This is a genomic window from Acinetobacter sp. H1(2024) (assembly GCF_046557555.1).
Taxonomy (GTDB): domain Bacteria; phylum Pseudomonadota; class Gammaproteobacteria; order Pseudomonadales; family Moraxellaceae; genus Acinetobacter; species Acinetobacter seifertii.
The window spans coordinates 184,973-200,131 of the sequence record NZ_JBKGFO010000004.1; the positions used below are offsets into that span (position 1 = coordinate 184,973).

The 15,159-nt window shown below is 39.7% G+C and carries 17 protein-coding genes; 15 read left to right on the forward strand and 2 right to left on the reverse strand.

Features of this window, described 5'->3' with window-relative positions; all coding sequences use genetic code 11:
* Positions 1 to 102 precede the first annotated feature (102 nt).
* The 6 genes from ACLCEG_RS12740 (at position 103) to rdgB (ending at position 6,149) form a co-directional block, all read left to right on the forward strand.
* The gene (locus tag ACLCEG_RS12740) at positions 103 to 786 is read left to right on the forward strand and encodes a Fe2+-dependent dioxygenase (RefSeq protein WP_001984475.1); all 684 of its coding nucleotides are present in this window, start codon (positions 103 to 105) and stop codon (positions 784 to 786) included.
* 459 nt (positions 787 to 1,245) lie between these two features.
* On the forward strand, positions 1,246 to 2,943 hold the full coding sequence (gene leuA / locus ACLCEG_RS12745; protein WP_410567768.1) for a 2-isopropylmalate synthase: 1,698 nt from the start codon (positions 1,246 to 1,248) through the stop codon (positions 2,941 to 2,943).
* 83 nt (positions 2,944 to 3,026) lie between these two features.
* Positions 3,027 to 4,187, forward strand: a complete 1,161-nt coding sequence (locus ACLCEG_RS12750) for a homoserine O-succinyltransferase MetX (RefSeq protein WP_039250371.1) — start codon at positions 3,027 to 3,029, stop codon at positions 4,185 to 4,187.
* Positions 4,187 to 4,780, forward strand: coding sequence for a methionine biosynthesis protein MetW (metW, locus tag ACLCEG_RS12755; protein WP_031947306.1), 594 nt, complete (start codon positions 4,187 to 4,189; stop codon positions 4,778 to 4,780). The genes ACLCEG_RS12750 and metW overlap by 1 nt, the downstream gene beginning before the upstream one ends.
* Positions 4,777 to 5,364, forward strand: coding sequence for a tetratricopeptide repeat protein (locus ACLCEG_RS12760; RefSeq protein WP_019458061.1), 588 nt, complete (start codon positions 4,777 to 4,779; stop codon positions 5,362 to 5,364). Before metW ends, ACLCEG_RS12760 begins: the two co-directional genes overlap by 4 nt.
* Before the next feature lie 161 nt (positions 5,365 to 5,525).
* Complete coding sequence (gene rdgB / locus ACLCEG_RS12765; protein WP_000106720.1) at positions 5,526 to 6,149, forward strand: RdgB/HAM1 family non-canonical purine NTP pyrophosphatase; 624 nt, start codon at positions 5,526 to 5,528, stop codon at positions 6,147 to 6,149.
* Between the two features lie 192 nt (positions 6,150 to 6,341).
* On the opposite strand, the gene ACLCEG_RS12770 is transcribed toward rdgB, so the two are convergent.
* Complete coding sequence (locus tag ACLCEG_RS12770) at positions 6,342 to 7,217, reverse strand: AEC family transporter (protein ID WP_410567770.1); 876 nt, start codon at positions 7,215 to 7,217, stop codon at positions 6,342 to 6,344.
* A 254-nt stretch (positions 7,218 to 7,471) separates the two neighbouring features.
* Between ACLCEG_RS12770 and ACLCEG_RS12775 the strand changes: the two genes are divergently transcribed.
* The 4 genes from ACLCEG_RS12775 to ACLCEG_RS12790 all read left to right on the forward strand — a co-directional run bounded on the left by ACLCEG_RS12775 (position 7,472) and on the right by ACLCEG_RS12790 (position 11,076).
* Positions 7,472 to 7,690: a Sec-independent protein translocase subunit TatA gene (locus tag ACLCEG_RS12775; RefSeq protein WP_004698818.1), complete on the forward strand. Its 219-nt coding sequence runs from the start codon at positions 7,472 to 7,474 to the stop codon at positions 7,688 to 7,690.
* An 11-nt stretch (positions 7,691 to 7,701) separates the two neighbouring features.
* Positions 7,702 to 8,139, forward strand: a complete 438-nt coding sequence (gene tatB / locus ACLCEG_RS12780) for a Sec-independent protein translocase protein TatB (protein ID WP_410567772.1) — start codon at positions 7,702 to 7,704, stop codon at positions 8,137 to 8,139.
* Positions 8,136 to 8,906: a twin-arginine translocase subunit TatC gene (gene tatC, locus ACLCEG_RS12785; protein WP_004698824.1), complete on the forward strand. Its 771-nt coding sequence runs from the start codon at positions 8,136 to 8,138 to the stop codon at positions 8,904 to 8,906. The genes tatB and tatC overlap by 4 nt, the downstream gene beginning before the upstream one ends.
* 178 nt (positions 8,907 to 9,084) lie before the next feature.
* Positions 9,085 to 11,076, forward strand: coding sequence for a PhoX family protein (locus ACLCEG_RS12790; RefSeq protein WP_410567774.1), 1,992 nt, complete (start codon positions 9,085 to 9,087; stop codon positions 11,074 to 11,076).
* Between the two features lie 60 nt (positions 11,077 to 11,136).
* Here the strand turns inward: ACLCEG_RS12790 and ACLCEG_RS12795 are convergent, their stop codons facing one another.
* Positions 11,137 to 11,925, reverse strand: a complete 789-nt coding sequence (locus ACLCEG_RS12795) for an NRDE family protein (RefSeq protein WP_410567919.1) — start codon at positions 11,923 to 11,925, stop codon at positions 11,137 to 11,139.
* Positions 11,926 to 12,018: 93 nt separating this feature from the next.
* On the opposite strand from ACLCEG_RS12795, the gene lgt reads away from it, so the two are divergent.
* The 5 genes from lgt to ACLCEG_RS12820 all read left to right on the forward strand — a co-directional run bounded on the left by lgt (position 12,019) and on the right by ACLCEG_RS12820 (position 15,158).
* A complete protein-coding gene (gene lgt / locus ACLCEG_RS12800) occupies positions 12,019 to 12,837 on the forward strand; it encodes a prolipoprotein diacylglyceryl transferase (protein ID WP_004698831.1) in 819 nt (272 codons plus the stop codon).
* A gap of 73 nt (positions 12,838 to 12,910) precedes the next feature.
* Positions 12,911 to 13,270, forward strand: coding sequence for a hypothetical protein (locus ACLCEG_RS12805; RefSeq protein ID WP_410567776.1), 360 nt, complete (start codon positions 12,911 to 12,913; stop codon positions 13,268 to 13,270).
* An 11-nt stretch (positions 13,271 to 13,281) separates the two neighbouring features.
* Entirely contained in the window at positions 13,282 to 13,644 is a 363-nt protein-coding gene (locus ACLCEG_RS12810; RefSeq protein WP_410567778.1) for a hypothetical protein, read from the forward strand.
* A gap of 117 nt (positions 13,645 to 13,761) precedes the next feature.
* Entirely contained in the window at positions 13,762 to 14,604 is an 843-nt protein-coding gene (thyA, locus tag ACLCEG_RS12815) for a thymidylate synthase (protein WP_348888251.1), read from the forward strand.
* Between the two features lie 44 nt (positions 14,605 to 14,648).
* Positions 14,649 to 15,158, forward strand: a complete 510-nt coding sequence (locus tag ACLCEG_RS12820; protein WP_410567780.1) for a dihydrofolate reductase — start codon at positions 14,649 to 14,651, stop codon at positions 15,156 to 15,158.
* Position 15,159: the final 1 nt, after the last annotated feature.

Below are 15,159 nucleotides of genomic sequence, written 5' to 3' on the forward strand. Positions count from 1 at the left end.
TCATTTAGAATCCCATAATATTTTTATGGGTTCTGATATAAAATGGCCTCTATTGTTAGAGGCTATTTTAATTTTCTACTATTATTACTCGCAGGTATCACCGTGATCCACCATATTCCCAATGTATTGAGTAAAGAACAGGTCCAATATTTCCGTAATGAAATGGACAAAATTGAATGGGTCAATGGCAAAGTAACCGCTGGTACACTTTCTGCAACTGTAAAACGCAATCAGCAATTACCTGAAGATCATCCGCTTACTCACCATCTGAGCAATATTATTCTTGAGGCATTAGGGACTCACCCATTATTTTTATCTGCTGCAATACCACTTGATATTATCCCTCCCCTATTTAATAGATATGAAAATCAGGAGTCTTTTGGTTTTCATGTAGACAATTCTATCCGTCGCATACGTGGTACAAACGAACGGCTTAGAACCGATTTGTCATGCACTTTATTTTTAAGCGAACCTGAAGAATATGAGGGTGGTGATCTGGTCGTAGAAGACACTTATGGTTATCACGAAGTGAAACTTCCAGCAGGAGATATGATTTTATATCCATCTACCAGTCTGCATGAAGTGACAGCAATTACTTCCGGCTGTCGTATTGCTTCTTTTTTCTGGGTGCAAAGTATGGTGCGTGATGATGCTGAGCGACATATGCTTTTTAATCTAGATCAAACAGTACAAAATCTGAGAATGCAGCTTGGCGACAACCATAGTGAAGTGATTAAACTGACTAACCTTTACCATAATCTAATGCGTAAATGGGCTGAACTGTAACTCTATTTATTTTTGCCTTATTTAGTCTAATCAATTATTTTTATCTCAATAAGGCAAAATAGTGAAAATTATTTTCCATAAAACATCAAACAACGCAAAATTAGAAAATTATTTCCTGAACACTGAAATTAAAATGAGTATAAGACTTTTGCACAACGTGTAATCATTGTTCAGATGTGGTATATCTAGACAAAGAGCATATTCGCAAACCACTAAACTTACTATTTCATGGTCTATAGATGAAAACGAATTACTTGTTTGCCCCGCCTATCCAAGCAAGACATCATCTCGAACTCCTGATGCTGCGCCTCGCGCGCGTATAAATTTTTGTCTGCATTTTAGAGCAGACCTTTTCAAATTCGCTTTAATTTTTCTGTATTAGATACCATATATAACTGTAGAACGTTGCCTTTCACACGATACCTAGAGCAACCGTGCTACGAGATAAGGAGTTTTCTCATGATGTTGGCTGACCCAAGCAAAAAATACCGCCGTATGTACCAGCGAGTCGATTTACCAGACCGCCAATGGCCAAATAATGAAATTACAAAAGCACCGATTTGGATGAGCACGGACTTACGTGACGGTAACCAAGCAATTTTTGAACCAATGAACATGGAACAAAAATTCAAAATGTTCAAAATGCTTGTAAAAATCGGTTTTAAGCATATTGAAATTGGCTTCCCTTCTGCGTCTCAAATTGACTTCGATTTTACTCGTATGTTGATCGAAGAAAATCATATTCCTGATGACGTATACATTGAAGTATTGGTTCAGGCACGTGATCATTTAATTGAACGCACTTTTGAATCTTTAGTAGGTGCTAAACGCGCAATCGTACATATTTATAACTCGAACTCTCCAACTTTCCGTCAGAAAGTATTGAATGTAGATGTAAATGGTGCAAAACAGTTAGCAATTAATGCAGCTCAAAAAGTGAAAGAGTATGCAGCGCAATATCCTCAAACTGACTGGATTTTCCAATACAGCCCAGAATGTTTCTCTGCAACTGAATTAGAAGTTGCTAAAGATGTTTGTGATGCTGTGACAGAAATCTGGGATGCTCGTCCAGACCATAAAGTAATTTTAAACTTACCTGCGACTGTCGAAGTTTCTACACCAAATGTTTATGCAGACCAAATTGAATGGATGCATCGCAATTTGGCACGTCGTGATGGCGTGATCATTTCTGTTCACTGTCACAACGACCGCGGCTGTGGTATTGCAGCATCGGAACTTGCCATTATGGCGGGTGCTGACCGTGTCGAAGGTTGTGTGTTTGGTAACGGCGAACGTACTGGTAACGTTGACGTTGCAGCCATTGCATTGAACATGTATACCCAAGGTGTAGCGCCAGAGTTAGATTTCTCTAGCATTAATGAAGTCATTGCAACGGTTGAAGAATGTACTGGCTTACCTGTACACCCTCGTCATCCATATGCAGGTGACTTGGTATTTACTGCATTCTCTGGTTCACATCAGGATGCGATCAAAAAAGGCTTCGAGTACCAGAAAAACGAAGAAATCTGGGATATGCCTTACTTGCCAATCGACCCGAAAGATTTGGGCCGCGACTATGACGCAGTTATCCGTGTAAATAGTCAGTCTGGTAAAGGCGGTATCGCTTACTTATTGGAATCAAACTACAACGTTGTGTTGCCTCGTCGTTTACAAATCGAATTCAGCCAAGTTGTTCAACAATACGCTGATGAGAATGGTACAGAAATTAATGCCAAAGAAATCTGGACATTATTTAAAGACACATATGTTGATGTGAAAAACCAACATTACACAGTCAAACACTACAAGTTATCAGACATTAACGGTACTCAAATTATCGAACTTGATGTTGATGTCGAGGGTGAAACACAACAACTTCGTGGCGAAGGTAATGGTCCTATCTCTGCATTCTTAAACGCACTTCAATTACCAATTGACGTATTGAACTATGAAGAACGTAGTATTAGTTCAGGCGCAAATGCCAAAGCATTAACCTTAATTGAACTTCAAGTGAAAGGTACAGGTAGAGGCTCATTTGGTGCTGGCGTTCACGACAACACAGTTACCTCATCAATTGAAGCTATTATTGCATGTACCAACCGTTTGATTGATCAAGGTGTTCTAAGTACAGATCAGGTTGTTGCCGCCGCTGTTTAATTTAAAAAAACTCTTTTGAAAGGATACCTAGCTTGGTATCCTTTCTTTTTATTCCTGAAAGATTTAAAAGGCGAAATGTTCCCGTGTCTTTTCCAGCTGATTCAGTGGGGTTAGTCACTCCGCAAAAGTTCCAATTTGAAGAACCATTACATCTTGAATGTGGCCGTGTTTTGCCACGTTTTGAATTAATGGTTGAAACTTACGGCACTTTAAATGCAGATAAATCAAATGCCATTTTAATCTGTCACGCCCTTTCCGGACATCATCATGCAGCGGGTTATCACCACGAAGATGATAAAAAAGCTGGATGGTGGGATAGCTGTATTGGCCCGGGTAAAGCAATTGATACGAATAAGTTCTTTGTAGTTTCGCTCAATAATATTGGTGGTTGTAGTGGCTCAACTGGCCCAACTTCGCCAAACCCTGAAAATGACAATCGCCCTTATGGACCAGATTTTCCATTAGTAACGGTACGCGACTGGGTTAAGACTCAAGCCATGCTTTCCGACCGTTTGGGTGTAGATGTCTGGTATTCGGTTGTTGGTGGATCATTAGGGGGCATGCAAGCACTACAATGGTCTGTAGACTACCCTGACCGCCTGCAAAAATGTGTGATTATTGCTAGCGCACCAAAACTTTCAGCACAAAATATTGCATTTAATGAAGTGGCTCGTCAGTCGATCTTGTCTGATCCAGACTTCCATCATGGTCGTTACTTAGAAAATGATAGCTATCCGAAACGTGGCCTGATTTTGGCTCGTATGGTCGGCCATATCACCTATCTTTCTGAAGAAGCGATGAAACAAAAATTTGGCCGTGATTTAAAATCAGGCAAATTTATGTACGGTTTTGATGTCGAGTTTCAAGTCGAAAGCTATCTGCGTTATCAAGGTGAACAGTTCAGCCGTAACTTTGATGCCAATACTTACCTCATTATGACCAAAGCTTTGGATTATTTCGATCCTTCACGCGAATACGGTCATTCACTTACAGAAGCAATGGGTAAAACCAAATGTCAGTTCCTCATCGTTTCATTCACAACTGACTGGCGTTTTGCACCAAGCCGCTCTCAAGAAATAGTAGACGCGCTTATTACCAATCATAAGCCGGTCAGTTACTTAGATATTGATGCTGAACAAGGTCATGACTCGTTTTTATTTCCGATTCCACTGTATGTCAAAACCATGCGCGCTTTCCTAGGCGGTGAAGAACATTTAAAATCGACATCACTGGAGGCAAGCTAATGCGTATTGATCAACAACTGGCAGAAAAGTGGATTAAACCCGGCTCAAGCGTGCTCGATTTAGGGTGTGGTGACGGTGAATTACTCGCTCATATGAGCCAAAAACATCAAATTCGTGCTTATGGTTTAGAAATTGATCAAGAAAAGATTGCAATTGCCGTCAGTCGCGGGTTAAATATTATTCAACAAGATTTGAATCTCGGTTTAAGCCGCTTTGCTGACCAGTCTTTTGACTATGTGGTAATGGCACAAGCTTTGCAAGCCGTAGATGCACCCGATGTTTTATTAAGAGACATGGTGCGTGTGGGTAAACAGGCAATTATTACTTTTCCGAACTTCGCGCATTGGAAGACTCGCTCTTTTCTTGCATTAAAAGGAATGATGCCTGTGTCGGATGCTTTACCATATATGTGGTATAACACCCCGAACATTCATTTATGTACATTTAAAGATTTTGAAGCACTCTGTGCTGAAAATCAGATACAAATTATTAATCGACTCGCCGTCAATGGAAACCAGCAGGGAAGCCTGTTAAGCAAACATATTCCGAATTTGTTTGGTGAAGTCGCTATTTATCGAGTGAGTGCACTATGAAAAAGACATTATTTAGCACACTATTTGCAGGACTGCTAAGTATGCAGGCTCATGCAGATTATATCGCCCAGCCACAATCGGTTGCGAGTCAGGCTGCACGCTTTTCAACAATGGGGGTAAGTGACCTTCAGAAAGCTGCAAAATCTGGTCAAGCAGGCGCACAGTTTTACCTAGGTACACACTACCAATATGGTAAAGATGTAGAAAAAGATGAGAAGCAAGCTTTCGCATGGTTTAAAGCTGCTGCTGACCAAGGCTTATCACCAGCACAGTTAAATGTAGGTCGTATGTACGCCGATGGTATTGGCGTTAAGAAAGATGAGTCTATGGCTCGTAAATACTTCGAAAAAGCAGCAAGCAACGGTGATAACCGTGCAAGCTATAATCTTGCGATGATGGAAGAGCAAAAGAAAAACTACGTTGGTGCTTACCAATGGTATGAACTTTCAACTCGTGATGGCATGCTAGACAATAAAGTAATTAGTTTATCTGAAGGCAAGAAAACTGCGCTTGCAGCGAACTTAACACAAGAACAAATTCGTACAGCACGTGACCGCGCTGACAAATGGATCCAAGCACAATAATAACGGTTCATCTGTAAAAAACCTTACTCGACTAAAACCACCTTGTATGCTGTACAAGGTGGTTTTAGTTTTTATATTCTATTTATTTTCCTCTATATCCCCTCTTAAAAAACACGTAACATAACTCATGTTCGATATTAGCTATAAAGTTTGGTTTTATTATGTCTACCCCACATTGGTTTGATCAGGGCAGTTTAGTTCTTGCCAGCAATAACAAAGGTAAGGTCGCAGAGTTTGAAAAACTTTTTGAACAACTTAAGTTACCTGTAGAAATTATTCCTCAAGGTCGCCTTAATATTCCTGATGCCATTGAAGACGGCTTAAGCTTTATTGAAAATGCGATTATTAAAGCGCGTCATGCCTCTAAAATTTCAGGCAAACCTGCTATGGCTGATGACTCAGGTATTTGTGTTCCGGTTTTAGGTGGTGCACCTGGTATTTACTCTGCACGCTATGCTGGAGAACACGGTGACGATGCAGCGAATAATGCCAAATTATTAAATGATCTTTTACCATTTCGTAAAAATGGTGAAGTGATTGAAGGTATGTTTGTGTGCGTACTTGCTTTAGTCACACATGCAGAAGATCCATTACCACAAATTTTCCAAGGCATCTGGCACGGCGAAATTTTAGAAGCGCCGCGTGGTGAAAATGGTTTTGGTTATGACCCACTGTTCTGGTTGCCTGAGCTACAAGTTTCTAGCGCTGAACTTTCTAAAGAAGATAAAAATAAGATTAGTCATCGTGGGCAAGCGATGCAGTTATTTAGAGAAAGTTTAGTGTAATTTTTTCCATATAGCCTTTGAATATCACGTTAGAGAGTATTCGGCTTTGTATAGGCAATACTTTACTTTTGTTTTGGCAAAAGTAACAAAACCATTTATGTCACTGACGGTACATCCTTGCTACCGCAGTGACATGGCGGCATCCATGCCGCCTTCGCACAAGCAAATGTGGAGAAGAAAATTTAAAATTAATTATAGTACTACGTGCAAAAACACTGCATAAATCGCAATACACACACAACTCACAATCGTCCCCGAAGCGATATAAGCCGCCGATCTCCCCGTCCCTTGATAATGTGTTTCTAGTGCTACAATATTGGCTGCTGGCGGCAGGCAGAACATTAAAAACATCACCCCTATTTGCTGGCTTATATTTGGAATGGGTAAAAATCTATAAGTTAAGCCACACAAAATGGCTCCACAAGTAATTTTAAAAATTTGAGCTTTGGTACTGTAAATTAAATCTTTTGTATAAACTCTGGTACGGCGTAGCCACATTCCAAGCACACACATACCAGCAAAAGTCATCGCAAATTTAGCAATATCATAAATCCAGTGTATAGCAGGGTGTTGAATATGTTGAGCACCTAAAAGTCTGAGTACAACAGCGCAGAATATCGAGATACAAGGTGGAGAGGTTAAAACTTTTTTTAATATATTGAGTTTACTCTGTGGTTCCGTTGTTACGGCTGTCACACCCCAAGCATTGCCAAAAAGTGACATTCCAATATATAAGGCGACTATTGGTGCAGTTGCTTTAGGGCCAAATAAAGCCATCGCAAAAGGGAAACCTAGCCATCCAATATTGGTATAACTTACGCAAAGCGCCAATAGGCGGTCTTTAAATAAAACCAAATAGGCAAAGAAAATAATAAACGCTGAGCCAAAACTAAAAAGCATTAAACTCAAGCTTCCAGATTGATAAAATACGATGTTGTAAATAATCACAATCGGAATCAGGAGTCGTGCAAGCCAAGCAGAAAGAATAGGTTTTATAGTTTCGGAGATAGAAGTTTGGGCAAGTAATAATCCAGTGATAAATGCCAATATTGGCAATAGTAATGCCACGCTTTCCCCCACTTACATATCAAAAACAGTTTGTTATGCTACACCTTTTAATTTTGAAATGTATGACCGATTTCACCTAAATTTTCCTTAAAAATTAAACGAACTGAACAGTAAATAACTTTGTAAGAAATACTTTTAAAAATCTTATCTTGTCTAATTTACTTTAGATACTGTCTTAAAAATGAAATATAAGTGTCACATTCTTGTCATGGCAACCTGTTGAGATAAAGCGAACTAAAAAGAGGTATAAAATTATGGCCGGTTTATCTATTTGGCATGTGGTTATTTTCGCAATCGTCGTTATTTTATTGTTCGGTACATCTAAATTAAAAAATATCGGTAAAGATGTAGGCGGTGCAGTAAAAGACTTCAAAAAATCAGTTCGTGAAGAGGATGATGCTACATCTTTAAATACTCCTCGTACGATCGATGCACAAGTTAAAACATCTGAAAGCACTTCAGTGAAAAGCTAAAGGTTTCCCCCATGCTTGATGTAGGAATGACAGAGCTACTCTGTTTTGCAATTATCGCAATTTTAGTTTTAGGTCCAGATAAGCTTCCAGAGGCTGCACGTTTTGCTGGTCGCTGGTATGTTCGACTAAAACGATATATTACCAATTTGCAAAATGAGATTGATCAGGAGTTGCGTCTTTCTGAGTTCCGTAAAGAAATGCAAGAGGAACTTAATCGCATCGAAGCATTGGAACGGAAAGTACAACAACAGCTTGAAGAAATACAAAAACAGCAGACTTCTGAGCATTTAGAAGTTACTGAAAAACCGAAAACAACACAAAAGCATATTCGGAAATGTATTCCTATATCAGACCAATACAAGGTACCGTATGTTGCAAAAATTACGCCTTTCGTTCCTCAAACTGATATAGCCGAAACATCTCCTGTTGAATTGAAGATTGCCGTATGAACCAACTGCCTTCAACCACTGTAAATAGTCAAGAAAACCTAGACCAAATGCCAATCATGAATCATTTGGTCGTTTTAAGACGCCATTTATTCAGGATTGTAGGGGTAACATTATTCTTATTTTTTTGTTTACTACCCTTTCGAAATAATACTTACCAATTACTATCTGAGCCTTTAAGGTTACAACTTCCTGCATCATCGTCAATGATTGCAACAGATGTGACAGCAACCTTTATGGCACCTTTTAAATTAAATTTATTTGTCGCACTTGTGTTAGCCATGCCATTTATTCTTTATGAAATATGGTCTTTTGTTCGCCCAGCACTCTATCAAAAAGAACGCCATTTAGCACTTCCATTACTGGTTGGCAGTATTGTCCTATTTTATGCAGGGGTAGCTTTTGCTTATTACATTACCCTGCCTGCAATACTACATTTCTTTATTAGCGTTTCACCTGAAACAGTAGCACCAATGACCGACATTAATAGTTATTTAAGTTTCTGTTTAAAGCTATTTTTAGTGTTTGGTGTAACTTTTGAAATTCCTATCGCCACCTTATTACTGATTTTAATTGGCGTAGTAAATACTCAAAGTCTTGCTGAAAAGAGACGTTTTATTATTGTGGGATGCTTTTTTGTTGCAATGTTTATTACCCCACCAGATGCGATTTCAATGGTGATGTTAGCGATTCCAATGTGGTTACTTTTCGAAATAGGCTTACTCTTTGGAAGAATTCTTGAAAAGAGAAAAAGCCAGACTGCTGAATGATTTACAACTTTTCTTTAAAAGCCCAGATATTAAAATTTGGGCTTTTTATTTTTGAACATTTGTTTAAATCATCAAACTGTAAACTGTCTTCAAAGTGACTTAAAAATGTAAGAAAAGTGTCATTTCCAATCCATAGAATCAACTCAACAAATATACACACAAAAGTTACGGATTTATTATGACAACTGCTTCTAACCACCTAACACGTCGCGATATTTTAAAATGGTTTACGGGGATTCCTTTTCTTCCATTAGGTGCGATGGCTACGGCAGCAACGTTAGCAGGCTGTAATGACAGCAATAATGATTCAAATGTTGTTACTCCACCGCCAACAGTAAATTTTAAAAATGCAACCTTTATCTCAATGGCTGCACCTTCTTTAGCTAACCCAGCAGCAATGGCAACCACAACTGTCGGTTCAACCCTTTCAATCAGTTGGGAAGATGGCTCAAAAACTGACTATACATTAGCGTATAAGCCTTTCTTCACAACTGGCGATCTTGTTGCAGATGGTAAAGGTGGAAAAATTCTAGCGGGTGGTTATGTTGATATTAATAACCAGCCGATTATCGATAAATCAAAACCTGGTCAAGAACGTCAGTTCTTCTCTGATTGTCCAGATGGAAGCTCTTTAATTAGCTTTAAACAAGCAACAGGTCGTGATTTTACCGATGCAGACAAACAAGCTTTAGGTGTTACAGGTAACCCCGTATTTCACGTTGTTCAATTTGAATATACGACTCGTGACCAAAGTTTGCCGCCTATATCTATGTATGGCGTATTACCATCTCCAATTGCGATTTTAACTTTAGACCAAGACCCTAAAACTGGTCATTTAACACTTATTAAATACCACAATGTCGATACTTCTAAAGTAAACGGTCTATGGATTACTTGTGGTGCAAGCTTATCTCCATGGGGAACTCACCTTTCTAGTGAAGAATACGAACCAGACGCAAACAACGTTGCTGGAAGCTACTTACCAGTATTTAGCAAAAACTTATTTGGTGATAGTACTAAAGGCAACCCTTACCACTACGGTCATTTACCAGAAGTAACTGTAAATACAGATGGTACGGGTTCAATCAAAAAACATTACTGTTTAGGCCGTATTTCACATGAGCTTATCCAAGTTATGCCAGATAACCGCACTGCATTGATGGGTGATGATGCAACCAATGGCGGCTTATTCATGTTTGTTGCCGATAAAGAAAAAGACTTGTCTGCGGGTACACTCTATGTGGCTAAATGGAAGCAAACCTCAGGTGTAGGTGCTGGTGCAGGTGATATTTCTTGGATTAACCTTGGTCACGCGACAAGTGCTGAAGTAAAGAGCTGGGCTGATCAATACAAGATTACCGACCTGATGGATGTAAAAACATCTGATCCAAAAGATGCAAGCTATACCAAAATCCGTTTTAGCGGCAAAGATAACTGGATCAAACTTGTACCAGGTAAAGAACGTGAAGCAGCTTTCCTAGAAACGCATCGTTACGCAGCTTTAGTTGGTGCAAGTATGGGTTTCACCAAGATGGAAGGTACAACTGTCAACATTAAAGACAAAATTGCATATTCTGCGATGTCTTACATCCAGACTTCTATGGTTGATAAAACTACTGATATTCAAGTGCAAGGTCCAAAAGCTGGTGCAGTTTATGCTCATACGTTAAAGGGTAGCCAAGTCGATAACAAAGGCCAGCTCATTAACAGTGAATGGGTATCAACTCACATGGAACCACCAGCAGCTTTAGTGGGTGAAGACCTCACTACTGCTGACGCTCTAGGTAACACTGCAAACGCAGATAAAATTGCCAACCCAGATAACCTTAAGTTCTCTGAAAACTTACGTACGCTCTTCATTGGTGAAGACAGTGGTATGCACGTAAATAACTTCTTATGGGCATATAACGTAGATACCAAACAATTAAGCCGTATTCTATCAACACCTGCTGGTGCTGAATCGACAGGTCTTCACGCGGTAGATGCGGTAAATGGCTGGACTTACATTATGAGTAACTTCCAGCACCCTGGTGACTGGGAAGCTCCATTACACGATAAAGTAAAAGCGACTCTTGATCCTCTTATTCGTGCAAACTATAAAGACCGTTTTGCTGCTGCGGTTGGTTATATTACGGCAGACCCTGTAGCACCATCTGTTGTAAAAAAATAATTCTTACCACAACTCAAAAGAAACCTGCTTTATGCAGGTTTCTTCTATGGGATTGCAGGTTCATTTACTCCTATCTATTAAAGGCACCTGCTGCTGTACAATTTGGCCGCTATGTTCGCCTTGCTGTGTCTTTTCCAACCAAATCCATTCATTATTAGTCATTCTTAAAAAATTCGAACAACGTGTTCCATATACTGGGCTTTGGATAAAAGTCGATGATAGCAACTCTTCCATTTCTGGTTGAATACCCGTATTTGGCAACAATGCTGTGGTGACTTTACGCTCATCTTCTAAAATATCCCACGCTGAATGTTGCAAGCTTAGCTCTTCTGTTTTGTGCTGATGCATAGGCAAGAACTCTTGCGTAAAACGAGTTCTTAAATGTCTGGTTTTCTCCCAGTGATCGGACATCAAACCATTCGAAACTACATACACACCATTGGCTAATACTTGAGGTGCTTCTCCGCGGTTACTCATATAAACCGCTTGATCAGCCGTTCCCATAAACAAGTTAAAACCAGCAAAGTTCTGTTGCTGTTGTTCTAATTGTTGGGCAAAGCGAATCGGCAATAAATCAGACTCTAGAAAAGCCTGAACTAAATGACCACGAGAAGTCTCGTATTGTTGTTTATCACGTCCATCACGGAAATTAGTTAACACAGCCCATCGGCCCTGCGGCGTAACCCCCATCCAAGTACCACCTGACTGTAAATCTTGCCCTGCAATGATGGGTGTATGTTCCCATTGATGCAATAATGCGGTTGGTCGATGATAAAACTCATCACGGTTTGAAATAAGACACAAGGGCATATCATCCAGAACATGCCATGCTAAAGCCACAATACACATTGATTCTTGTTCCCTATGTTTACACATTGAATGTACAACATTTTTCACATCATTCCGCTACAATCTGTCAAAACGTAAGATCAAGGAGCAGCAATGCTGACCTATCCTAATATCGATCCGGTCGCAATACATCTAGGACCTCTTCAAGTCCATTGGTATGGACTCATGTATTTATTGGCATTTTTATGTGCTTGGGGACTTGCTTCCTACCGTGCCAAACAGCGTGATGGCTGGACATCGGACATGGTTTCCGATCTGGTGTTTTACGGCGCTCTAGGTGTTGTACTCGGCGGACGTATCGGCTATGTGCTTTTCTATGAGTTTGATAAATTCCTTGAAAACCCAATTTGGCTATTCCAAGTCTGGACTGGTGGTATGAGCTTCCACGGCGGCTTCTTAGGCGTCATGATTGCAATGCTATTCTGGTGTAAAAAATATCAAAAAACATGGTTCCAAACACTCGACTTTATTGCCCCTTGTGTACCGACAGGCTTAATGTTCGGACGCTTCGGTAACTTTATTGGTGGAGAGTTATATGGCCGTGCGGTTACAGATCCGAACTATCCATTTGGAATGATTTTCCCAACCGATCCATTACACTTGGTTCGCCATCCTTCTCAAATTTATCAAGCGCTTTGTGAAGGTTTAATTCTATTCATTATCTTATGGTGGTTTAGTTCAAAACCTCGCCCACGTATGGCCGTTTCATCACTATTCTTGATGGGTTACGGCGTTGCACGTTTTGTAATGGAATTCTTCCGTCAACCAGATGCCGACCAAGGTTTCATTTTATTTGGCTGGATGACTAAAGGTCAGATCCTTACCGTTCCGATGCTACTCATTGGCCTTTGGATGATGTGGTATGCCTATCAAAAGAAAATTTATGACTGGGGCCCACAAAAGAACAGTTAACATCTAAATCAGAGGAGTTTCGACTCCTCTTTTTTATGCTACAGTTTTTATCTCCCAAGAAAGAAGATACACCATGCTGGAATTCTGGTTTAACAAGCAAGTCCCGTCTTTTAAAAAATTAATGATCTTAATTGTTACCCTCTTAATCTGTATTGGGTTATATCAATATCAACCATTACCGTTAGATACTATTTTAATGTTTACGGGAACTGGGGTTATTTTTTTAATCTGCCGTTACTTTAAATTGCATTTTGCTCAAAGTAACCCAACCGGTTTACTTTACCGTCTATTTACATGGGTCCCTATTGCCCTCTTGTTTGCACTTATTTTTGTGAAAGCCATGCCGAACTTGCTGATCTGGGGTGTTCAAGGCATCGCATTTATGGCGCTTGCTGCTTTTATTTTTTCACCACAATCGTTATTTAACAAATAGGCTCATTCTTTATGTTGGCTTATTGGTACAACGCACCGCGTCACATCAAACTCATCTTCATTATTGCGGTTTGTGCTGCAATTTATGTAGCCAATCAAGTCCAGCCTTTATCGCCGAGTTATACTATTCTTAGCCTTGTGTTAGGTTTCGGACTTCATTTTGGGCAATATTTACAAACAAAAATTCCAGCTCGTAGTTCATATAAATCTAACTTCCAATTTCTGCTTAGAATTTATCCTCTTATTATTGTTGCTATTGTGGTATGGATATTACCGCCTCAGCACAATTGGATCTTAACGATACAAGCTTTAGGCTTTGTACTGGTTGGATTTTTTCTTGTTTCAATTTATCAAAATCGTGCCAAGCGTTTTTAAGCATAAAGTTTAGCTCGTTTTTACTATTCCTAAAGCATGCTATTATCTTCCACGGTTTATTGATCCAGAAACCGTCTCCCTTTTATTTTATGGAATTAATCCGAACTCGAGAGTGTTATGCGTGCATATTTAGACCTACTACAACATATCCTTGATAATGGCGGTGACAAAGGCGACCGTACAGGCACAGGAACCCGTTCTGTTTTTGGTCATCAAATGCGTTTTGATCTCTCTAAAGGTTTTCCTTTACTCACTACAAAAAAAGTTCACTTCCGTTCTATTGTGATTGAGTTACTTTGGTTTTTAAAAGGCGACACCAACGTCCAATATTTAAAAGACAATAAAGTTTCAATTTGGGACGAATGGGCAACAGCAGAACAAACGGCTCGTTTTGGCCGTCCAGAACATGAACTAGGCCCAGTTTACGGTCATCAATGGCGTAATTTCGGCGCAACTAAAAATGCTGATGGTACCTATAACAAAGATGGTTTTGACCAAATTAAATGGTTAATTAACGAAATCAAAACTAACCCGAATTCACGCCGTTTAATCGTTTCTGGTTGGAACCCGAATGAAGCTGGACAAGTTGCATTGCCACCTTGCCACACACTCTTCCAATTTTTCGTACAAGACAACAAATTGTCATGCCAGCTTTATCAACGAAGTGCTGACGTATTCTTGGGCGTACCTTTTAACATTGCTAGTTATGCTCTACTCACTCATATGATTGCTCAAGTGTGCGGTTTAGGTGTAGGTGATTTTGTTTGGACTGGTGGCGATACACATCTTTATGCCAACCATTTTGAACAAGCACGACTACAATTAACGCGCGAACCATTACCACTTTGCCAATTAAAACTTAATCCGGAAGTTAAAGACCTTTTCGATTTCAAATTTGAAGATATCGAGATTGTAGGTTATGAGTCACATCCAGCAATTAAAGCACCGGTTGCAGTATAACAACGGCTTAAATTTCATTTGATTACGGTTTAGAGAATAAGATTATGGCATGGCAAAATGTAGAAGTTGTCCACGTTGTGGCAATGGACAAAAATCACTGTATTGGTAAAGGCAACGCGTTGCCATGGCATATCTCTGCCGATTTAAAACACTTTAAAGAAATCACTCAGGGTGGTGTGGTTATCATGGGCCGTAAAACCCTTGAGTCTATGGGCCGTGCTCTACCGAACCGTGTGAACTGGGTAATTACCCGTGACATTAACTGGCACTTTGATGGTGTAAAAATTGCGTATTCAATTGAAGATGCTTTAAACGCAGCTTTAGAAGATGCCAAAAACACCGAAAAGCAGGCGCTTTTCATCATTGGTGGTGGTGAAATATTTAAGCAAACTTTGTCAATTGCAGACCGTCTTGAACTCACTCATGTTGACTTAGATGTCCAAGGTGATGCACATTATCCAACTATACCGAGTGAATTTCATAAAGTTGCGAGCGAGCAGCAAGTAGATGAAAAAACAGGAACTTCATTCGAATTTGCAACTTATGAAAAATAAT